The following is a 21690-nucleotide window of genomic DNA, read 5'->3' on the forward strand; positions in this document are numbered from 1 at the left end:
TAATTCCATAATCTTTTTTCCAAGTGTTGCTGAGGCTGAGTCTCTACCATAAATCGGCATAAGTTCCACTTGTAAATGTATTTAAATTATCTTTTGATTCAAGTCTGAGAGCAATATATAGAGCCAATCAACTTTCAATATCCAACAGATATATAATTTTGGTGGTACAAAAATTTGTGTAGATAAGTATTCTATTATACTTAATAATTAACGCTACACATTTAACTAGTCTAATATCGTATATCTTTTGTATAGTATTATGATGGCAAAGGTTAAGAGTGTTGATATATCAGGAAATTTAGCGTTTCTATTAGAAGTTGGTACAGAAGAATTACCTGCAAGCTTTCTCAGTGATGCCTTAATACAATGGCGAGAACGCATTCCCCAAAGTTTGGAAGCAAACAGCCTTCAAGGTGAAAGTGTCCAGGTGTACGGTACTCCCCGGCGTTTATCGGTATTGATTAAAGGTCTACCATCACAGCAAGCAGACCGAGAAGAAGAAGTTAAAGGGCCCCCCGTCCAAGCCGCCTTTAAAGATGGTCAGCCGACTCCTGCTGCTATCGGCTTTGCCAAAAAGCAAGGTGTAGAACTGGATGCACTCTTCCTTCGCCCCACTGACAAAGGAGAATTTGTCTTTGTGCAAAAAAGAATTCCCGGTCGTCCGGTGGCGGAAATTTTGACAGAACTTGTTCAAGAGTGGATTTGGGGTTTAGAAGGTAAGCGGTTGATGCGTTGGGGAGATGGAGATGGGAGATTTTCTCGACCAATTCGTTGGTTAGTAGCTTTGTTAGATGAGACGGTGCTACCGTTGGAATTGGTAAATGGTTCTAAAACGATTCAGAGCGATCGCATTTCTCAAGGTCATCGTGTCTTACATCCTGAACCTGTGACAATTCCCCAGGCTACTGATTATGTTACCGCCCTCAAGTCTGCTTATGTCACTGTTGACCCAGAAGAACGGGAAAATCTGATTAAAGAGCAAGTAAAGGCAGTAGCAGAGAGTTTAAGCGGGTATACAGTCATTTACCCCGATTTGTTAGCGGAAGTAACCAATCTTGTCGAATATCCTTCTATAGTTGTTGGTAAATTTGAACCAGAATTTTTGGAATTACCAACTGAGGTAATTACTGAAGTCATGGTGACTCATCAACGTTATTTCCCTGTATTTAAACCAGATAGTTCTGAGCAACAATTATTGCCTAATTTCATCACCATTTCTAACGGCGATCCCAAAAAATCAGATATTGTTGCCGTCGGGAATGAAAGGGTAATTCGTGCCAGATTAGCTGATGGCAGATTTTTCTACGAAGCTGATTTAACTAAACCAATAGATAGCTTTTTACCGCAGTTAGAAAAAGTCACTTTCCAAGAAGAATTGGGTTCGGTGCGTATCAAGGTAGATAGAGTAGTTAAGATTGCTGAACAAATTACCACCCAATTAGAATTAGCAGAAAATCAAAGCCAAAAAATTCAACGTGCTGCTTTATTGTGTAAAGCAGATTTAGTAACTCAAATGGTGTATGAGTTTCCAGAATTACAAGGCATTATGGGAGAAAAATATGCCTTAGCCAGTGGCGAAGATGCCGAAGTAGCAAAAGCAATTTGTCAACATTATTTGCCAACGGGAGCCGGTGACAATTTACCCGAAACACTCACAGGTCAAATTGTCGGTTTGGCAGATAGATTAGATACCTTGGTAAGTATCTTTGGTTTAGGTTTAATTCCCTCTGGTTCCTCCGATCCCTTCGCCTTGCGTCGGGCTGCTAATGCTGTAGTTAAAATTACTTGGTTTTACAATTTACCGATAAATTTAGATAGTTTATTGGCACAAATAGCAACAGATTTTGCAGAGAAATATCAAAAAGATCGGGCATCATTAACCACAGCATTACAAGAGTTTTTCTTACAACGCATCCGCACCTTATTGCAAGAAGAAAAGATTGATTACGATTTGGTAAATGCAGTTTTAGGAGATAATGACCCAGAATACACAGAACGGACGTTAAAGGATTTATTGGATGTCCGCGATCGCGCCTTATACTTACAACAAATCCGTAACGACAGTACCTTAGATAACATCTACGAAACCGTTAACCGTTCCACACGATTAGCCGCTCAAGGTGATTTGGATACAAAACAGCTAGAACCGACAACGGTAGTTCGTCCAGAATTATTCCAGAAGCCTTCAGAGGAAGCTTTGTATAATGCCTTAATCGAATCAGTACCACAAACTCAAACAGCACAGCAGACACGGAATTATCAACTGTTAGTAGCAGCACTAGGAAAAATTGCTCCGACAGTTAGTAACTTCTTTGATGGGCCAGATAGCGTTTTAGTTATGGACTCCGATCCAGAAATTAAGCGTAATCGATTGCACTTACTGGGATTAGTTCGCAATCATGCCCGTGTTCTAGCTGACTTTGGTGCGATCGTCAAAAATCTGTAGCGTAGGTCAACAAAAAGTTGTGTAATTTTTACCAAGAAAGGCTACTATAGGGAGTGCTTAACCAGGGACACTCTGCTGCAATCTATGCCTAGAGCTACTGTTATTGGATTGGGAAAGTCCGGTGTTGCTGCGGCGAGATTGTTGAAAAGGGAAGGTTGGGAGGTAGAGCTAAGTGATAGCAATACCTCCGAAACCCTCCTCCAACAACAACAAGAACTCGTTGCCGAGCAAATAACCGTTAAACTAGGCCAATCCCTAGAATTGAATGGTGATAATTTACCCCAATTAATAGTTGTTAGTCCTGGCGTGCCTTGGGATATTCCCGTATTAATCAAGGCACGCCAATTAGGTATTGAAACTATTGGCGAAATGGAACTCGCTTGGCGAAATTTGCAATCCCTACCTTGGGTAGGAATTACAGGTACTAACGGCAAAACTACTACCACAGCTTTAATTGCTGCCATTTTTAAAGCAGCAGAATTAGACGCACCCGCCTGCGGTAATATTGGCTACGCCGCTTGTGAAGTTGCGCTATCCCAGGCAGGGAGCAGGGGGCAGGGAGCAGGGGGAGTAGAAGAAAAATTCAATCACTCTTCACTCGATTGGGTGATTGCGGAAGTTAGCAGCTATCAAATAGAATCTTCCAGTTCCCTTGCACCACGTATCGGGGTTTGGACAACTTTCACACCAGATCATCTGAGTCGCCATAAGACTTTAGAAAATTATTACAACATCAAAGCAAAGCTGTTGCGTCAGTCCGAGTTGCAAGTGTTCAATGGCGATGATGCCTACTTGAGGCAACAAGGTTTAAGTGCTTGGCCTGATGCTTATTGGACAAGTGTCAAAGGAAAAGATTTCTTGATTAGCGAAAAAGGCTTTTACATCGAGGACGACTGGGTTGTGGAAAAACTGACTGCAACCTCAGCACCAGAAGCGATTGTAAAAGTATCTACTTTGCGAATGGTGGGAGAACATAACCAGCAAAATCTCTTAATGGCAGTAGCCACGGCACGATTAGCAGGAATTAATCGTGATGCGATCGCACGGGCAATTAGTGAATTCCCCGGTGTTGCTCATCGTTTGGAGCATATCTGCACTTGGGAAGGTATTGATTTTATCAACGACAGCAAAGCTACTAACTATGATGCTGCCGAAGTTGGTTTAGCATCTGTGAAAACTCCAGCGATTTTAATTGCTGGTGGCGAAGCTAAAGCAGGCGATGATACTGGCTGGCTAGCACAAATTCAAACCAAAGCGGCTGCTGTATTATTGATTGGCTCTGCTGCACCCGCATTTGCCCAGCGTCTCCAAGAAGTGGGGTATTATTCTTACGAAATTGTGGAAACTATGGAAAGGGCAATCCCAAAATCGGCGGAATTAGCCAAGGAATATCAAGCGCCTGTGGTGTTGCTATCTCCGGCTTGTGCGAGTTTCGATCAGTACCCCAATTTTGAAGTGCGGGGCGATCGCTTCCGTGAGTTGTGCCTTGCTTGGGCGGCAGGAGGGAAGCTTCAACACAACTTGATGCTTTCATCCTCCCTATAATTTCTTCACTGTGTGGCTTGCAGTTGCACAGTGAATAAACTATGTAAAATTATTAACACTTTTTGTACTGCTGAAAAATAATTCTTTTGCAACTTCAACCTCATGAGCGATGCTTGTAGGCTGAGGAATAGGTAAATTATCTTCTAGCATTCCTTCTAGATGAAATTCAATAGCTTCTGCAATCATTAGCTTGACTTCTTCTAAAGTTTCACCCACAGCGACACAACCCGGTAAATCAGGGACATAAGCGCTATAGCTAGTTTCTCCCTTTTCAATCACAACTGTATAACGCATTAGTCTTCCTCATTTTGGGAACATCTTAATCGCGTGCATTAACGAAGTATAACGCTTGAAACACAGCCCAATCAAACCGTTGGGGGAGTTGAGTTTTTGGTAATGCCTGTGATAATTTAGAGAGAAATTGGCTCGGAAACGCTTCAACGTAAGTCGCTGTTTCGTTAAAACTTTGCTGTGAAAACAGCAAGGTTATTATTAATATCTAGCAACCTGGTGGCGTATAAAGACTTGAAAGTGCAAAATATGATGAGTTAAACGCAGTTTTGTCAAAAAAGATACTTTTACAAACGGCGTGTTGATTTTTTATTTCTCTTCAGAATCTCCAGATTTCTAAAGTGAATAATCAAGGTTTTCCAGAGCTACATTCCCTCTCTCAAAGATAAAATTTATATATGAACGCTACACAAGAAAAATTAAAATTTCAGGTTGAACAGGCAATAGTTGCGGCTTTTGGCGCTGATTTCGCGGGAGTAGATCCAATATTGGTTTCTGCTAGCAATCCTAAATTTGGTGATTATCAGGCGAATGTGGCTTTATCCCTGAGTAAAAAATTAGGCAAGCAACCAAGAGCGATCGCAGGTGCGATCGCTGAGAAACTAGATGTATCCGAAATCTGCGAACCGCCAGAAATTGCTGGGCCAGGATTTATTAATCTGAAATTAAAAACGGCATATCTAGAAGCACAATTGAACAATATTCAAGCCGATCCCCGGTTGGGACTTCCAGCGGCGAAAACACCGAAGCGGGAAATTGTGGATTTTTCCAGTCCGAATATTGCCAAAGAAATGCACGTTGGACACTTGCGTTCTACCATTATTGGTGATGCGATCGCCCGGATTTTAGAATTCCAAGGACATGATGTGCTGCGGTTAAATCATGTGGGTGACTGGGGTACGCAGTTTGGGATGTTAATCGCCTATCTGCGGGAAGTTTACCCAGAGGCGCTTACCACCGCTAATGCTTTAGATATTGGTGATTTAGTCACTTTTTACCGCAAAGCCAAACTGCGGTTTGATGCAGATGCAGCTTTTCAAGAAACAGCACGGCAAGAAGTTGTCAGATTACAAGCAGGTGCAGAAGATACACTCCATGCTTGGAAACTGTTATGTGAACAGTCACGGCAGGAGTTTCAAGTAATTTATGAGTTGCTGGATATCAAGTTAACTGAACGCGGGGAATCTTTCTATAACCCCCTGTTATCTGGCGTTGTGGAAGATTTAGAAAAATCTGGCTTACTGGTAGAAAACCAGGGCGCAAAATGCGTTTTTCTGGAAGGGTTTACAAATAGAGAAGGTGAACCTTTACCCTTGATTGTGCAAAAATCTGATGGCGGCTATAACTACGCCACAACAGATTTAGCATCTCTCCGCTACCGGATTCAGCAAGATGAAGCAAAGCGGATAGTTTATGTAACCGATGCTGGACAAGGAAACCACTTTGCCCAATTTTTCCAAGTAGCACGCAAAGCTGGGTGGATTCCTGATGATGTGGAATTAGTGCATGTTCCCTTTGGGTTGGTGTTAGGGGAAGATGGTAAAAGAATCAAAACTCGTTTTGGGGACAGTGTACGGTTACGGGATTTATTAGATGAAGCTGTTTCTCGTGCCCATGCTGACTTAAAAAGTAGATTACAAGAAGAAGAACGCCAAGAAACTGAAGAATTTATTAATGAAGTTGCTAAGGTAGTTGGCATCAGTGCAGTTAAATATGCAGACTTAAGCCAAAACCGTACCAGTAACTACATTTTCAGCTACGACAAAATGCTGGATTTCAAAGGTAATACTGCACCTTATATGCTATATGCTTATGCGCGGATTCAGGGGATTAGCCGCAAGGGTAACATTAATTTTAAAGAGTTGGGAAACAATGCTATTTTGTTGGAGCATGAAACAGAATTAGCGCTAGCAAAATATTTACTTCAGCTAGATGAAGTTATTAGTAATGTAGAGCAAGATTTGCTGCCCAATCGTTTATGTGAGTATCTGTACGAACTGAGTAAAAAGTTTAATCAGTTTTACGATCGCAATCAGGGAGTTCAGGTTTTGGAAGCGGAGGAACCGCAGCGAACATCTCGCTTGATTCTGTGTGATTTGACTGCTAGAACTTTGAAGTTGGGGCTAGATTTGTTGGGAATTCAGGTTTTAGAGAGGATGTAATATTTTTTTAACGCAAAGGGACGCTGAGGTAACGCAAAGGTGCGCTGAGTAAGAGTTAAATTAATTTCTTCTTGGTGTCCTTTGCGTCTTCTCTAACGAGACGCTACGCGATGGCGGTTCGTTAATCATAATTTTTGGAATTGGAGGCGATCGCTTATGGTACGGACACCATCAAAAAATATAACTTTGGCAGAGTTTCTAATGTTACCGGAAACAAAGCCCGCTAGTGAATACATCGATGGACAAATTATTCAAAAACCTATGCCACAGGGAAAGCACAGTATAATTCAAGGTGAAATGGTTAGCACTGTAAACTTAACGGTCAAGCCCAAGCGAATTGCTCGTGCTTTTCCAGAACTGCGGTGTACTTTTGGTGGAAGGTCAATAGTGCCAGATGTTGCTGTATTTACTTGGCAAAGAATTCCTCGTGATGAAAATGGTGAAGTTGCCAACGTCTTCCAAGCATCTCCCGATTGGACTATTGAGATTCTATCGCCTGACCAAAGGCAAACGAAAGTTACAAAAAATATTCTCCATTGCTTGAATTATGAAACACAAATGGGTTGGCTGATCGATCCAGAAGAACAAACGGTATTTGTGTACATTCGCAATCAACAGCCAATCATGTTGGATGAATTAGAAGCTTTAATTCCTGTGCCAGATTTTGCAAGTGAGTTGAGGTTGACAGTAGGAGATTTATTTGGTTGGTTGTTGGAGTAAACCAAACCCTAACGAATTTAATCAGGAAATACACCAAGTGCAACAGGTTTTATGGTTAGGAGTTGGTTGTAAACGGGGAACCTCATGGCAATTGATTGATTGGGCAATTGAGCAAGTCTTTCGAGAAAATCAACTTTGTCAAAGTGCGATCGCAGGGATTGCTACCATTGACACTAAAGCCTCAGAAGTTGGCTTAGTAGAACTTTGTCGTCTACGCAATCTACCCCTAAAAACCTTTTCTGCGGAAATTCTTCGTTCTGTGTGTGTGCCCAACCCTGCCACAAATATCGACTACAAAGTGGGTACACCTAGCGTAGCAGAGGCGGCTGCTATTCTTGCAGCTAATTTAATTGCTTCCCCTTTTAACAGCACAGAAGCATTGAAAATGAACCTCTTGCTTCCTAAACAAATTTTCCAGCTACAAGGGCAACCAGGAGCGGTAACGCTAGCTGTTGCCCAAGCCTCAAATATGATTATTACAAATTGCTAATTTTTTAGTCAACAACTCTCAAAAAATAGTTAATTATGCTGGAAACAATAGCTAGCACAATTGAACCTAACAAAGCAGGTAAAAAGCCCTGAATCTCAAAACCATAACCAGGAGTTAAGGCACTTGCCAACCAAAGGGTTAAAGCGTTGATTACCAATGTAAATAAACCAAAGGTGAGCAAGGTAATGGGAAAGGTCAAAATCTGCAAAATTGGTCTTATAAATGCATTAACCAGACCAATAACAAGGGTAGCGACTAAGGCAACCACAAAATTCTTGATATAGAATCCCGGAACAATATTAGCAGTAATAAATAACGCTACCGCAGTACCAAGCCAAGTTAATAAAAAGTGTTGCATAAGTTCTTTTAGAGGAATTAGCAGTAAGTTTAATTAATTTCACTGTTGCCAGTTGTGATTTGTAACACTGTCAGGTGTCTTTGTGCTTGACTCATATTGTTGCCATTATCTTTTGTCAGCCCAAAAGTAATGTAATTTTTCTGTGCTGGCATAGAGATACTTCTCATGGGTGTATCTTTATCGTATTGCAGGATGTACCGTATTAAATTCATAAAAATTTCTATAAGCGCCAAATCCCTACAGAGGTTTATTGAAGTTGAGAAAAACCTCTGTACCTTGGAAATTTCCAAAAAAGAAATAAGTTCAGAACTTTGAAGCATCTTGTCTGCACCTTTGATTAGTGCCAAAGTAGATGCTCCTTGACAAGGCTAACGGCGTAAAAGAACCTCCCAAGTAGAGCCACCAACTACACCGTCAGCTTCTAAGCCATAGCGCTTTTGTGCTGCTTTTACAGCAGTCTCGGTTGTCGCGCCAAAATCTCCATCGGCATCGCCTTTCAAGAAACCAAGCTTTTTCAGTTGTTGTTGCAACTTAACAACTTCAGAACCACGTAATCCTATACGCAAAATTGGCAATCCTTCTGAAGTGTATTGAATGCCAGGGGTTCGCTGAGTACTTGTTTTTGGCTGAGTTCGAGTATTTTGCCCAGTCCGTGTAGTTGCTTGAGTTCGAGTAGTTGATGTAGTCCGATTCGGTGTTTTCTGTCTGCTTGAAGTTGTAGTTTTTCTTGGGGTAGCTGGTCTTGGCTCAGGGCTAGTCGTCGCAGTTTGTCTGACGGCTTTTTTTGGGGTAGTAGGTCTTGGCTCAGGCTTAGTCACCACTTGGGTTACAGCTTGCCTTGGGGGGTTCGGGTTAGGATTTACAACGTTGGTGACGTTGCTAGCCTGGGTTGGCACAGGAAAATTTGTAGCTGAGTTAAATCTTGGCTGAGATGAAGGGACGGTGGATGCTACTGGTTGATTGGGGAAAAGTCGTTGCCACGTGCTAGCATCAACAACGCCATCTGGATTTAAACCAGCTGCTTGTTTGAACCGGGTAACAGCATTAGCTGTATTTTCACTGTATATACCATCTACAGCACCAGAATAAAAACCCAAAAGTTTTAAGGCTGCCTGAAGTTCAGATACACGTTCGCCTTGGCTACCAACTTTGAGGGTAGGGCGATTGATACTATCACTAGGATTGACTTGAGCAATTTTTTGTGGTGCTGCAATTGATACTACAGGCGTTGAGGCAACAAGCAGAGGTGTAGCCCAGAAGAGTATTTCAATGGCTGATAAAGATTTAAACCTCTTTGGGCAGCAAACCTTTTGCAGTTTTTCCATTCTACAGCGATTTACAGTGGGGTCTAGTAATTTTAAGTAACTCAAAATACTTGCTGTCAGGCTGCTTTGCATGGAATTTACTCCCAGAATATTCTCATGCTAATGGTACAACCGCTTGGGCTAAAAAACAGCTGCTCTATTATACGATGTCTACGACGGGCGTAGATGCAGCAAATTTTCAGTTACGCGATCGCCCGATTAATTGCTTCTTCTTGACCAACTAAAGATAAATAAGGTGATTTTAAATACTTACTTGCGGCAGCGATCGCATCTTTGGCACTCACCGCCGCAATCAATTCTTGAAACTTGGTGTCAAAATCAATTCCTAAGCCTAAAATTTCATACCAGCCGTATATCTGAGCAATTTGCCCGTTTGTTTGTTTACCCAAAGCGTACTGCCCCAAAATCTTATTTTTAGCAGCCTGGAGTGCGCTTTGGGAGACTTCGGCAGTAGACAATAAATCTACCTCTGTCCGCAGTCCTTCTAGGGCAATGCTGGTATTCTCCGGTGCTGTACCCATGTAAACCACAAATGAGGCTGGAAATAGCCTTGTAGAGTAAAAAGCGGATACTTCGTAAGCTAAACCGCGTTTTTCCCGTAATTCAACAAATAAGCGGCTAGAAAGCCCATTTCCCAAGTAAGTACACAGCAACTTCAGGGCGGCATAGTCAACAGAATTCACCGATGTTCCCAAATAACCAAGCATCACGATTGATTGTTGTGTCTGTACTGGCTTAATCCTTACCTGCGGTTCCACTTTAATCTCAGGTAAATTTAGTATTGGCAGTGCTTGGGCTGGCGCTTGCCAATCACCAAAAACTTCTTCCACTAAAGCTGCTGCATCTGTGGGTGTGACTCTCCCAGCAATGCTAATTACTACATTATCTGGGCGGAAATAAGTTTGATGATACTCCACTAAATCTGCGCGAGTTAAGCTACTCATAGTGGTTTCATCTCCCAGCACTGACATAGAGTAGGGATGATTTTGGTACATTACCTGCCGCATTTGTTCAAAGGCGACATTGAACGGTTGCTCTTTTTGGGAACGAATATCTTGGAGTGCTAAACGGCGTTCTAGTTCAACTTGAGTTTCGGGAAAAGTAGGCGATCGCAAAATCCGCCCTGCCAATGCTAAAATTTCCCCAAAATCGGATGTTACCGTCTTGAAAGACAGCAAAAAATAATCAGTGCCAGCATCCGCACTTAAACTCGCCCCTACAGATTCGACTTTTTCCGCAATTTCCAAACTAGAAAGTCCATCGCATCCCTTTGTCATCACTGCTGATAGCAAATGTGCCAATCCTGCTTGCTCGCGGTTTTCGTTACAACTACCGGCACGCACAAAGATTCGCGCTGCAATAATGTCCGCAGCCGGATTTTCTGCTGCCAACACGACAATGCCATTATTTAATACGGTGCGATGTATGGGCGCTTTTTGCAGCAAGGTTGTCATTTGTTCTTTGTCATTTGTCATTCGTCCTTTGTCATTCGTCATTTGTCATTTGTCCTTTGTCCTTTGTCATTTGCCAAAAACTAATGCCCCATTCCCAATTCCCAATCCCTAACAAGATTTAAGGACAGTAACCGCATAATTTTCCAGTGATAGATACTGTTTCGCTAATTTTTGTAGTTCTTGGGCATCAAAAGACTGAATCTGGTGCGGATATGTCACAGCTAATTCAGCTTGGGCGATGGTGTTGTAATATCCATAAAGCCCCGTCAGTTGATTTGGCGTTTCAGTAGAAAATGCATACTCGTTACACAGTACCCTGCGTGTACGAGCAAGTTCTTGTTCACTAATTTCTTTAGTCTGTAAATCATCCAAATGAGCGCAAATTAAAGACTCAACTTTTTCTAGATTTTCTGGTTCTAACCAGGCAGTAATTGTAAATAAACTTGATTCCCGTTGTAGAGAAAAACTACTATAAATTCCTTGTACCAATTGCAAATCTTCTCGTAAATCACGCACTAAACGCGAAGTTCGCCCTTCTGCCAATAACACTGACAACAAATCTAAACCATAGCCAGTGCGGATTTCTTCTACTCCTGGTACTAGCCAAGCCATCAACAATCGCGCTTGCTCTATGCGTGGTAAACACAGTTCTTGACGCTGAATTCCTGTTATTACTGGCTTTGCCACTTTCTCAAACTGCGGACAATCTGAGCGTTCACCAAAATCAGTAAATGAACGATTTACTAATTCGCAAGCTGATTGCTGCGCTATACCCCCAGCAATTACCACTGTCATGTTTTCCGGCTGATAGTGAGTGCGGTGAAAACAGCGCATTGCTTCTGGCGATTGCTGCATCAGTTCTTGCTCAGTACCCAACACCGAACGTCCGTAAGGGTGATGTGGATAGATGCTTTGAATCAAAGCTTGAAATCCTATCCAGTCGGAATCGTCTTGACAAGAGCGAATTTCCTCTAGTACAACGTCTCGTTCGCGGCTAAATTCATCTTCTGGAATTGCCGCATTTAGCAGGAGTTCTCCCAAGTAGGGCAGAGTATCTTTTAAATAAGGGGCAGCTGTAGTGAGTGAATAATGAGCATAATCATAGCTTGTCGCCGCATTACTTACGCCACCCCGGTTTTCAACTTTGGAATCGAACATTCCCGGGGGTAGCGTCGCCGTCCCTTTAAAAATCATGTGTTCTAAAAAGTGCGCCATGCCGAACCACGGTTTTGGCTCTAAGCTGGCTCCAGCACGCACCCAAACATCTGCCACAACTACAGGAGTAGTGGGAATCTCTTGATGAATAAAAGTTAAACCACTCTCTAGTCGGAAGACTGAGGCTGGAAATACGGTATTAGTTAGTTGTTTTAACAATTTTTGTAGCTTTAACCACAATTCAATGCAATTGTGTAATCTTAACTCTGAACGATACCTCATTTAGAATCAAGTTATACAGATTTTGAAGAATTGTGCTATTACTGTCCTCCAGATTACCGAAAAATTAGAAACGTTATGCATTGAGAGGAAAATCGCAATATTACAGAGACGCGATAAATCGCCGCCTCTACAAAGAATTTAATTCCTTGACAGACTACTATTTCCGACTTGTGTGTACACCGTAGCCCTTTATCAACAGGAGGATTGGGTAGGGGTTATGTACCTTATGTACTTGCAACACACTGTAGTTAAAATACTGGAATCTCAATGACAAATTCTGTTCCTTCGCCAAGCATAGAATTGCAACTCAAGCGCCCATTATGGGTTTCTTCGACAATTTGACGAGCGATCGCTAATCCTAATCCTGTTCCTTTGCCAACTTCTTTAGTTGTAAACAGGTGGTCAAAAATCCTTACTCTAACCTCTTCTGGAATCCCTCGTCCGTTATCTTTGATGCGAATTACTACCGTGCGTTGGTTACTGGATACTTCGGTGTGAATCAGTATTTGCTGATGATTGGCTCGTACTTGATTAAAAGAAAGCCCTTCAATGCATGTATCTAAGGCATCAATGGCATTAGCAAGGATGTTCATAAATACTTGATTTAACTGTCCTAAAAAGCACTTGACTTCTGGTAACTTTCCATATTCGGTAATGACTTCAATTGCTGGACGTTTTTCATTAGCTTTGAGGCGATACTTCAAAATCAACAGCGTACTTTCAATCCCTTCATGGAGATTACAAGCAACTTTTTCGGCTGTATCGGCTCTGGAGAAGGTGCGGAGGCTGGTACTAATGTCCTCAATCCGATCGCTTGCTACCTTCATTGAGCTTACGAGCTTTGGTAAGTCTTCAGTCAAGAATTCTAAGTCAATTTCTTCACCATGCTCAATGACTGCGATCGCCGGATTGGGATAATATTCTTGGTAGCATTGGATATGGGCGAGTAAGTCTTGAATATACTCTTCGGTATTGTTGACACTGCCTTTCAAAAATCCAAGGGGATTATTAATTTCATGTGCCACCCCAGCAACCAAATTACCCAAGGTTGCCATTTTTTCATTTTGCACCATTTGTAATTGGGCTTGTTGGAAATTTTGCAGCGCTTCTTCTAAATCCTGAGATTTGTGCCGTAAATCAGCTTCAGACTCTTGTAGTGCGGCTTCAGCAAATTTGCGTTCGCTAACATCTATGATTACGCCATCCCATATAATCGAGCCATCAGCTTGTCGCTCTGGTTGGGATGCACCTTGAAGCCATTTTACGGTTCCTGAAGATGTGATAATTCGCCATTCGTGTCGAAATGGTGTGATGTTTTCAGCAGAGTAGCTCATCGCCTGCTGAATACTGGTAAAATCATCTGGATGTTCCATAGAACGAAGACTCTGCGTTCCTGTCATTATTTCCTCTGCTGTCACTTCATAAAGGTTGTAGCAGCCAGAACTGACGTAGGGCATTGAAGTCGAACCGTCAGCATTTAAACGTATTTGGTAAATTGCTCCAGGAATATTATCAGCGAGTTTCTGGAAGCGGGCTTCGCTAGCGCGAAGTTGAGCGAGCGATCGCTCTAACTCTTGGGCATAATTTTGAGATTCTTGATAAAGACGGGCATTTTCTAGAGAGATGGCGGCTTGAGCGCATAGCAGTTGGATAACTTCGGTGCGATCGCTTGTAAATGCGCCAATCGTCAACTTATTTTCCAGATATAGTAACCCGATTAATTGGCCATGATGCAAAATCGGCGTACACAACACACTTTTGGGTTGTTGCTGCATCAAATATTGGTCAGTAAAAAAATCGTTTTTTGCTGTTGCATCATCCAGCACCACAGTTTTTAAGCTGTGTTTGACATAGTTTACCAATGCGATCGGAATGTTTTGGCTGCTTGACAATGGTACAGATACTAGAGTCACCCCTTCATGGATGGTGGCTACAGCTTTAACCACTAAGTTGCTCTGTTCAAGTACAAGTAGGGCAGCTTTTTTCGCTCCAGCATTTTCCATCACCACTCGCAAGAGGGTAGTGAGCAATTGCTCTAATTGAATTTCACTGGAGAGAGCTTGCGAGACTTTAAAGATGGTGGCAAAATCGAGGGCTTGAGAAATACTGTTGCTAGAAAGATTTGTGTGGATGGTTTGATGTGGAAATGATGATCCATCAACAGTTGAACTCAGTTGAAAGTGATTAAGTTGCGCTAGTAAGATGGGAGCAAGAAGTTGAGGATAGCGTTTTTCTAAATCCTCAGTTTTGGCTTTAGCGCCCCAACGAGCATAGCAGTAATAAGCTTCTTGCATATAAGCTTGGGCGATTTTTTCTTTGCCCCAGTCGAGGTAGAACTTGGCAGCTAACTCATTGCTCAAAGCTTCTTCTTGGATATATTCGTTTTCTTTCGCTAGAGTTATGGCGCGATCGTACAATTCTATTGCTGCTATTTTTTCGCCTAAAACCCGGTGGCGTTCTGCTTCCACCAAATCAAATTTGTGCTGGAAATTCATCGGTGCGAATTTGGCTTGAAACTGCAATTTTTCCTGGTTTTCGCCAACCTTCAAGAGTAATTTCTCCTGTTGAGATGGTTCAGCCGTGGGATAGACAGCAAGCCGAGATAAAGAATCGTAATAGTAGAAGACAGGCACTGATAGCATTCCGGCGCGACCGTTGAGGTATTGCTCTCCCTGATTTGCATTCTCAAGTGCCGCCGGAAAATCCTCAAACAGATAACTGAGTGTTAATTTACTTAAGAAAAATATATGGAGTGTAAATTCGTCGTTTTCTTTAAGGAGTGTAGATAATAGTTGTTTATATTGACAATCTTCACCAATAATTAACTCTGGAGTATTGCTATATTCGGTTAGATTTTTAATGCTTTGACAGATTATAATCGACCAATTTAATAAGCGCTGAGTTTTGGCAAAATTAGACTCGTAGGCTTTAATATCTGCTAACAAGATTTCCAAAACTTCTGTCCCACTTAAATAGACATAGAAGAACTTGAAAATCATGGATGTAATCACATGAAAAAAATCGCCTGTCTCTAATCCAATATTATGGGATTCCTGTAATAAACTTATAGAGGTGCGAATATGTTGTTTATTATATTGATTTAATGCAGCTACCTTAAATATAGTCATGCTTTGAACAGATTTTGCTTGAAATCTATCTAAAAGCATTAAAGCTAGCTTACCAAATTCATAGCCTGACTCGAGTTGGTTACAAGCATTAAGTACAATTCCAAAATCTGCATAACCTGGTGCAGAAAGTGTTGCATTGCCGTATGTAAGAGATAAATTCACTTCTTCGCAGGCCAAAATTGGAAACAGATACGAGCAATCCTGATGGATGGCGGGAGCAATGCAAGCCATAATCCGCAAGGCAGCTAAAGCTTTGGTATCATCCATCAATGGCAAATCAACTAAGCTCTCAATACTTCTACCTGCTAAGGTGGAGAGCGTGTTTACTACATATTGCTGAATGTCTGAAGGTGTTACTGATTCAGGTAATGTTACTCCAAGTTGAGCAAGAAGTTCACGCCCAGTTGCGATCGCTCGGAATGGTTGACCTTGAACCTGATAAGCTTGGAGTTGGACTTCATAAACTTTCACTCTATCCAGTAAGGTAGTTGTTTTTTGAATAACAACCTGGATAAGAGATTCCATCTGCTCAAACTCATTGTTTAGAAAGCTAGCTTCGGCGGCTTCTTCGTATAAATTTCGAGTCAGTTCGTAGGCAATTTCCCAACTATTAATTGTCAGTAACTGTATTCCATAATTGAGGTAATGAATTGCTGCACTATAAGCGGTAGCTTCTTTTGCTTTTTGACCAGCATTCAGATTTAACTGAGCTAATCTTTGGCGTTCATTTGGTAGGGTAATTAATGCTATTCCACAATTTAACTGACTGACAATTTCAAAAATTCGATCTTCCTGCTGAGAATCAGACGTATTTTGTAAAAGTAATTGACCAATTTTAAAATGGGTAAATTGTTTCTCCTCATCTGGAATTAGAGAGTAAGCAGCTTGTTGTACTCGGTCGTGTAAAAATTTGTAAATAGGAACTTGGAAATTGGGGTTTAAAGGATTTAAATAAGAATCATGCCCATTAGTTTGAAATAATTTATAAACTTCAGTAGTAGGTAAAACTAATCCTTCTTGCAAAGCTTTCCATAAAGATGCTGCGGTTTCGCCTTCAGATTGTTCAGAAACAATTGCTAAGGTTAGCAAATCAAAATAATTGCCAATGCACGCGGCTAATTTCAACATATTTTGCGTTGCTTCTGGCAACTTTTGTAACTGTTGTGCCACAAACTCTACTACATCATCAGTGAGAGCAAGTGCTTTAACACCAGCAATATCACATTGCCAGTATCCTTGCTCAGAATTAAAAACAATAAGTTTATCTTCATATATAGCTTTAATAAATTGCGTTGTAAAAAATGGATTTCCCTGAGTTTTTTGATAAACGAGCCGCGTTAGAGGTTGGGCAATTTTGGCTGAACAACTCAATGTATCAACTACTAATTGATTTAAACTAGCTGTAGTTAATGGAGCTAAAGTAATAGAGTTAATTGTGGCATTCGCTTTGCGAGCATCTGCTAAAGTCAACATTAATGGATGTGTTGTAGATACTTCGTTATCTCGATAAGCCCCAATTAAAAGTAAATATCCATTTCCTGATTCGCTGATCAGCAACTGCATTAATTTGAGCGATGCAGAATCAGCCCACTGCAAATCATCGAGGAAAATTACTAATGGATGTTCTTTTGTGGTAAATACCTGAATGAATTTTTGGAAGAGTAAATTGAAGCGATTTTGTGATGCACTTGGTGAGAGTTCCGTTGCAGGTGGTTGTTGACCAATAATTTGTTCTAGTTCGGGGATTACCTCAAGAATGACTTGCCCCTGATCGCCCAGCACTTGTAAAATTTTATTTTTCCAAGTTGACAATTGAGTATCACTTTCACTGAGCAATTGTTCTATTAAGCCTCGAAATGCCTGTACAAAAGCCGAGAAAGGAATATTACGATTAAATTGGTCATATTTACCTTTAATGAAGTAGCCCCTCTGCCGGACAATGGGTTTGTGAACTTCGTTGACCAAAGCAGTTTTACCAATACCAGAAAAACCAGCCACCAGCATTAGTTCTACCCCCCTGAGTCCCCCCTTGGTAAGGGGGGACTCAGGGGGGTTGGTAACGCGGTCAAAGGCTTTGAGCAGAGTTTCTACTTCATGCTCACGACCATAGAGTTTTTCTGGGATAATAAAGCGATCGCACACATCCCGTTGAGCAATTGGAAAACTTACAATTTTTCCTATTTTTTTGAGTTGAGTCAAACAATTTTCTAAATCATATTTCAGCCCAAATGCACTTTGATAGCGGTCTTCGGCATTTTTTGCCATCAATTTGCTGACAATAGATGATAGTACAGGCGGAATTTGCGGATTAATCTCATGTACTAAAGGCGGAAGTTTGGCAATATGACAATGCAACAATTCCATCGGATCGTGCGATTGAAATGGTAATTGCCCTGTTAGTAATTCGTAAAAAGTTACACCCAGAGAATAAAAATCAGTCCGGTAATCAATTCCCCGATTCATTCGCCCAGTTTGCTCTGGAGACAAATAGCCAAGTGTCCCTTCTAATACATTAGGACTTATGAGGCTTTGAGTTTCTCGTGGTAATAAAGATGCAATACTAAAGTCAATTAACTTAACTTCTTTAGTTTCTGGATTAATTAAAATATTGGCGGGTTTAATATCTTTGTGAATGATCCGATAACGAATTAAAATATCTAATGTATTGCACAGAGCGATCGCTACTTGTAAAAACTCAATTAGAGTTTGTGGTGTTTCCCCTATTGTCCTATTCTCTCCTGTGTCTTGCCACTGCTTTAGAGAAATTCCCCCAAAGTCTTCCATCACTAACAAATAGCCATTCTGATAGGGTTCCAGACTATAGGTTTGGATGATTCCAGGTAGATTCAAATTTTTAGCAATGGTGAACTGGTTGCGAAACTGTACCAATTCGCTGAAGCTGGGATAAGCAGTTTTCATCAGCTTAATCACCACAGATTTTTGGTCAGTTTCTCGATTAGCGCGATAAACCAAGGTTCTTGAACCGTTGTAGAGTTCTTTGCTAATTTGATATCCGAGAATGCTGACCATACGACTTAATTTTTGAGACCTCAGTATCTAGGTTTCCCAAAAACATGGCAATTTTTACTGTCAGTTCGCTTATTTTAAACTGATTGAAATAATTAAAGCTCCCAAATTCTAAGTAATTTTGGGAGCTAATAATTTTAAGTTCACCGCGACGCCGTTTTACCTAAGTTTATGACCTGGGTTTATCCAGGTGGGAACCTAAATTCCTCGTTTAAAGTTTCCGGGTACATGCCCGGTATACTGCCACGAGAACAGTTGATTCCCTTGTCATTAAAGGCATAGATCAAAAAACTTGATGGCAGTCACCAACGTCGTAGTGCAACTACCTCATTATAGCTTTTCAAAAGATGTTGTGTGTTCAACATCAAAAGTTTCTGATCAATTTACCTGGGATACCAGATAGATTCTATGCTGTGGGCGATCGCGATCGCTTGCTCTCGATTTTGATCGTCCAGCAAAACGGTAACATGTCCCAACTTCCGCCCAGGACGTGATTCTGTCTTCCCGTACCAGTGAATATGCGCTTGGGGAATTTCTGCTATTTGTTGACGCTGGCTTTGGTAGTCGCTGTCAGAATTTTCATACCCCAGCAGGTTAACCATCACAGCACCAGCGCACTGCAAAGCCGGATTCCCTAAAGGTAAACCACAAACGGCTCGAAGATGCTGCTCAAACTGAGAAGTTTCACAAGCGTCAATCGAAAAATGCCCAGAATTGTGAGTACGGGGCGCTATTTCATTTACCAGGACTTTGCCATCAGCCCTGAGAAATAGCTCAATTCCAAAGATTCCTACTACTTCTAGGCTATTTAATAGAGTATGTGCGATCGCTTCAATTTCTGCTACTTGATTGGGTGTAATATTAGCAGGCGCAATTACCCGCCGACACACTTGTTGTTCTTGTTGAGTTTCTACCACAGGGTAAGTGACAATTTCTCCCTCCACAGAACGCGCTGCAATTATTGCTAGTTCTCTTTCAAAAGGAATAAATTCTTCTAACAAGAAAAGTGATTGATTTAAAGTTTTTGTTGTAGTTTCATAACTTAGTTTTTGCTCTAAAGTCACAAAATCTTGAATTATGAAAGTACCCTGACCATCATAACCGTGGCGACGGGATTTTAAGACTGCTGGAAAACCTAGATATTCTATTTTTGATTGAATATTTTCCACCTCGTCAAGGGCAAAAAATTGAGGAACTGGTAAGCCCAAATTCCTTAAATAGCAACGCTGATGATATTTATCTAAAAGGGGAGCTAAAGCTTCTAATCTGGGACGGAAACAAACACCTTGTTTCGCTAAAAGAGATAAGGCATCTAAGTTAACAAATTCGTTCTCAAAGGTGATGACATCGCATTTTTGAGCTAATATTTCCGTAGCACTTGCGTCATCAACTGGCGCGAAAACAGTTTCTTGAGCGATTGACACGGCCGGATCGTGAACGCTTGGAGTTTGTACTACTAACTCTACTCCTAACTTCTGTGCTGCATCCGCCATCATCCAGGCAAGTTGTCCGCCACCAATTACACCAACACGTTTCATTGACATCCTAAAGAATCACGAGTTTGCACGCCTGTTTTGGAATTCACACCACTGGCTTTTTGACACAGTTCTTTGATTTGCGCCCGATCCAAAATTGCATCTGTAAAATCTGCACCGTCTATATTCACATCATCAAAGATGGCGCGGAGCAAAAGAGCTTCTTTGAAAACTGCATCACTCAAATCTGCCTTAGTCAAGTTTACCTGATCGACCATTGCATTAGTTAAATCTGCTCCGTGGAGATTCGCTTTTGTCATCACAGAAGCACTCATAACTGCTCCCCGCAAATCAGCGTTTGAAAAATTAGCCAGTTCCATGTTGGCGTTAGAAAACTCCGCAGCTTGCAAACTGTCACCAGAAAAATCACGTCTTGACAACTCTGCATTACTAAATGACAGTGGATGAGTCCAGCTTACCGCCAGTGCAGGATTAGCCACGCACCATATAATAATTCCTAGTAGGAACGCCAACCATTGCCGCCAAAATATGCTGAGAGTCAATTTGGTGTTTAATTGCTGCATTTAATTACCGTATTTGAATATTAGCAGGGCTGACTGATTCTAATTAAAACTCGCAGCCTTGCTACTGGATTTGAGGGATGTGTATTTCCCTTACTTAATATTTTGTAACGCAAAAAGGACAGATGCGACTCTTAAAATCTCTGCGTCTCTTTTGCCTCTGCGGTTTAAAAGTATTTTATTGAACCACAAAGGCGCAGAAAAGTCAGTGCGTTGCGGGGGTTCCCCTCGTCGTAGCACCTGGCGCAACACAGAGAAAAGAGGAATTATTGTCCAGCTTGAAAGGGCTAGTTATGAGTCAATACGGCTCAGTTAAGGGCTATTGGTAAAAATTTTTGGTTTTTGAGACGCGATAAATCGCCGTCTCTACAAGTGCTTTGGTCTTATCTGAACTGTATTGAGTTATGAGTTGAAATTTCTGATTGGGGAGTTAAGTAAGTAGGTCAAATTAAATACCTCACCCTGCCTCCGGCTTCCCTCTCCTTAATAAGGGATTGAGGGTGAGGTTTGATCTTATATTTAATTACGCCTACCTACTTATGACTGAACGATCTTATTTGAAGAATTACGAGTTAAAAGACCATCTTCCATTTCGACGATGCGATCCGCTATGTCTAGAATGCGGTTGTCGTGTGTAACTAATAAGATAGTGGTTCCCTGATTTTTAGCTAGACTCTGCATTATTTCGACAACATCGCGTCCTGATTGTTTGTCTAATGCGGCTGTTGGTTCGTCTGCTAGTACCAGTGGAGGGCGATTCACTAGGGCGCGCGCGATCGCAATTCTTTGTTTTTGTCCACCAGAAAGATTGTCTGGGTAGTAATCTACTCGTTCTTCTAGACCAACTGACCCCAGCATGGCTTTTGATTTAGCTACTGCTTCTATTTGAGATATATTATCATTTAACTCTACCGCCATTTGCACATTTTGCTTTGCAGTCAAAAAACCTAGCAAATTGTGAGCTTGGAAAATATAACCAATGTTACGTCGCATTTGTACCAGTTTGTTTTGACTGACACCAAAGAGTTCTTCACCTAAAAATTTTAAACTTCCTTCTTGTACAGAGCGCAAACCACCAATTAAGCTCAGTAATGTAGTTTTACCTGAACCTGATGGCCCAGTCATAATTACAATTTCACCCGGATATATTTCTAGGTTGATGTCAAATAATATCTGTTTTCTCAGTGAGCCTTTACCATAGTAGTGATTGAGATTTTTAATGGCAATTACAGGTTCTTTTTCCATCATATT

Annotated in this window: 15 protein-coding genes and 1 other RNA gene; 5 read left to right on the top strand and 11 right to left on the bottom strand. The window is 41.3% G+C overall.

All coding sequences use genetic code 11. The annotated features are described in order from the left end of the window. Nucleotides 1–259 precede the first annotated feature (259 nt). Together glyS and murD are read left to right on the top strand one after the other, a co-directional pair. On the top strand, nt 260–2446 hold the full coding sequence (glyS, locus tag RMZ41_RS10180) for a glycine--tRNA ligase subunit beta (protein WP_322641446.1): 2187 nt from the start codon (nt 260–262) through the stop codon (nt 2444–2446). Nucleotides 2447–2530: 84 nt separating this feature from the next. Then, nucleotides 2531–3991 (top strand): UDP-N-acetylmuramoyl-L-alanine--D-glutamate ligase, encoded by a 1461-nt coding sequence (gene murD, locus RMZ41_RS10185; protein ID WP_322641445.1) that lies wholly within the window; start codon nt 2531–2533, stop codon nt 3989–3991. 39 nt (nt 3992–4030) lie between these two features. Here the strand turns inward: murD and RMZ41_RS10190 are convergent, their stop codons facing one another. Beyond that, nucleotides 4031–4285, bottom strand: coding sequence for a type II toxin-antitoxin system HicB family antitoxin (locus tag RMZ41_RS10190; RefSeq protein ID WP_322641444.1), 255 nt, complete (start codon nt 4283–4285; stop codon nt 4031–4033). A gap of 395 nt (nt 4286–4680) precedes the next feature. Between RMZ41_RS10190 and argS the strand changes: the two genes are divergently transcribed. The 3 genes from argS (at nt 4681) to RMZ41_RS10205 (ending at nt 7654) form a co-directional block, all read left to right on the top strand. Next, nucleotides 4681–6444, top strand: a complete 1764-nt coding sequence (gene argS, locus RMZ41_RS10195; RefSeq protein ID WP_322641443.1) for an arginine--tRNA ligase — start codon at nt 4681–4683, stop codon at nt 6442–6444. 156 nt (nt 6445–6600) lie between these two features. Beyond that, entirely contained in the window at nt 6601–7164 is a 564-nt protein-coding gene (locus RMZ41_RS10200; protein ID WP_322641442.1) for a Uma2 family endonuclease, read from the top strand. A 37-nt stretch (nt 7165–7201) separates the two neighbouring features. Continuing rightward, nucleotides 7202–7654: a cobalamin biosynthesis protein gene (locus tag RMZ41_RS10205; RefSeq protein WP_322641441.1), complete on the top strand. Its 453-nt coding sequence runs from the start codon at nt 7202–7204 to the stop codon at nt 7652–7654. 4 nt (nt 7655–7658) lie between these two features. Here RMZ41_RS10205 and RMZ41_RS10210 read toward each other — a convergent pair whose 3' ends face one another. The 10 genes from RMZ41_RS10210 to RMZ41_RS10255 all read right to left on the bottom strand — a co-directional run bounded on the left by RMZ41_RS10210 (nt 7659) and on the right by RMZ41_RS10255 (nt 21684). Further along, complete coding sequence (locus tag RMZ41_RS10210; RefSeq protein WP_322641440.1) at nt 7659–8012, bottom strand: phage holin family protein; 354 nt, start codon at nt 8010–8012, stop codon at nt 7659–7661. Nucleotides 8013–8041: 29 nt separating this feature from the next. Continuing rightward, the gene (locus RMZ41_RS10215) at nt 8042–8224 is read right to left on the bottom strand and encodes a hypothetical protein (RefSeq protein WP_322641439.1); all 183 of its coding nucleotides are present in this window, start codon (nt 8222–8224) and stop codon (nt 8042–8044) included. A 156-nt stretch (nt 8225–8380) separates the two neighbouring features. Continuing rightward, nucleotides 8381–9409: a peptidoglycan-binding domain-containing protein gene (locus RMZ41_RS10220; protein WP_322641438.1), complete on the bottom strand. Its 1029-nt coding sequence runs from the start codon at nt 9407–9409 to the stop codon at nt 8381–8383. Nucleotides 9410–9519: 110 nt separating this feature from the next. Next, nucleotides 9520–10791 carry a pitrilysin family protein gene (locus tag RMZ41_RS10225; protein WP_322641462.1) on the bottom strand — a complete coding sequence of 424 codons (1272 nt, stop codon included), beginning with the start codon at nt 10789–10791 and terminating at the stop codon, nt 9520–9522. A 108-nt stretch (nt 10792–10899) separates the two neighbouring features. Beyond that, nucleotides 10900–12228: a M16 family metallopeptidase gene (locus tag RMZ41_RS10230; protein WP_409875067.1), complete on the bottom strand. Its 1329-nt coding sequence runs from the start codon at nt 12226–12228 to the stop codon at nt 10900–10902. Nucleotides 12229–12476: 248 nt separating this feature from the next. Further along, the gene (locus RMZ41_RS10235) at nt 12477–18386 is read right to left on the bottom strand and encodes an AAA family ATPase (RefSeq protein ID WP_322641436.1); all 5910 of its coding nucleotides are present in this window, start codon (nt 18384–18386) and stop codon (nt 12477–12479) included. 136 nt (nt 18387–18522) lie between these two features. Then, a non-coding RNA gene (gene ssrS / locus RMZ41_RS10240) (6S RNA) lies at nt 18523–18706 on the bottom strand. Nucleotides 18707–18766: 60 nt separating this feature from the next. Next, nucleotides 18767–19921 (bottom strand): 5-(carboxyamino)imidazole ribonucleotide synthase, encoded by a 1155-nt coding sequence (locus RMZ41_RS10245; protein ID WP_322641461.1) that lies wholly within the window; start codon nt 19919–19921, stop codon nt 18767–18769. After that, nucleotides 19918–20442 (bottom strand): pentapeptide repeat-containing protein, encoded by a 525-nt coding sequence (locus RMZ41_RS10250; RefSeq protein ID WP_322641435.1) that lies wholly within the window; start codon nt 20440–20442, stop codon nt 19918–19920. The genes RMZ41_RS10245 and RMZ41_RS10250 overlap by 4 nt, the downstream gene beginning before the upstream one ends. Before the next feature lie 534 nt (nt 20443–20976). Continuing rightward, nucleotides 20977–21684, bottom strand: coding sequence for a DevA family ABC transporter ATP-binding protein (locus RMZ41_RS10255; RefSeq protein ID WP_322641460.1), 708 nt, complete (start codon nt 21682–21684; stop codon nt 20977–20979). Nucleotides 21685–21690: the final 6 nt, after the last annotated feature.

The sequence above is a fragment of the Nostoc sp. DedVER02 genome (assembly GCF_034530675.2).
Classification (GTDB): Bacteria; Cyanobacteriota; Cyanobacteriia; order Cyanobacteriales; family Nostocaceae; genus Nostoc.

Coding starts and splice junctions, on each gene's coding strand:
- glyS (WP_322641446.1), top strand. CDS start 260: ATGATGGCAAAGGTTAAGAGTGTTGATATATCAGGAAATTTAGCGTTT.
- murD (WP_322641445.1), top strand. CDS start 2,531: ATGCCTAGAGCTACTGTTATTGGATTGGGAAAGTCCGGTGTTGCTGCG.
- RMZ41_RS10190 (WP_322641444.1), bottom strand. CDS start 4,285: ATGCGTTATACAGTTGTGATTGAAAAGGGAGAAACTAGCTATAGCGCT.
- argS (WP_322641443.1), top strand. CDS start 4,681: ATGAACGCTACACAAGAAAAATTAAAATTTCAGGTTGAACAGGCAATA.
- RMZ41_RS10200 (WP_322641442.1), top strand. CDS start 6,601: ATGGTACGGACACCATCAAAAAATATAACTTTGGCAGAGTTTCTAATG.
- RMZ41_RS10210 (WP_322641440.1), bottom strand. CDS start 8,012: ATGCAACACTTTTTATTAACTTGGCTTGGTACTGCGGTAGCGTTATTT.
- RMZ41_RS10215 (WP_322641439.1), bottom strand. CDS start 8,224: ATGAATTTAATACGGTACATCCTGCAATACGATAAAGATACACCCATG.
- RMZ41_RS10220 (WP_322641438.1), bottom strand. CDS start 9,409: ATGCAAAGCAGCCTGACAGCAAGTATTTTGAGTTACTTAAAATTACTA.
- RMZ41_RS10225 (WP_322641462.1), bottom strand. CDS start 10,791: ATGACAACCTTGCTGCAAAAAGCGCCCATACATCGCACCGTATTAAAT.
- RMZ41_RS10230 (WP_409875067.1), bottom strand. CDS start 12,228: ATGAGGTATCGTTCAGAGTTAAGATTACACAATTGCATTGAATTGTGG.
- RMZ41_RS10235 (WP_322641436.1), bottom strand. CDS start 18,386: ATGGTCAGCATTCTCGGATATCAAATTAGCAAAGAACTCTACAACGGT.
- RMZ41_RS10245 (WP_322641461.1), bottom strand. CDS start 19,921: ATGAAACGTGTTGGTGTAATTGGTGGCGGACAACTTGCCTGGATGATG.
- RMZ41_RS10250 (WP_322641435.1), bottom strand. CDS start 20,442: ATGCAGCAATTAAACACCAAATTGACTCTCAGCATATTTTGGCGGCAA.
- RMZ41_RS10255 (WP_322641460.1), bottom strand. CDS start 21,684: ATGGAAAAAGAACCTGTAATTGCCATTAAAAATCTCAATCACTACTAT.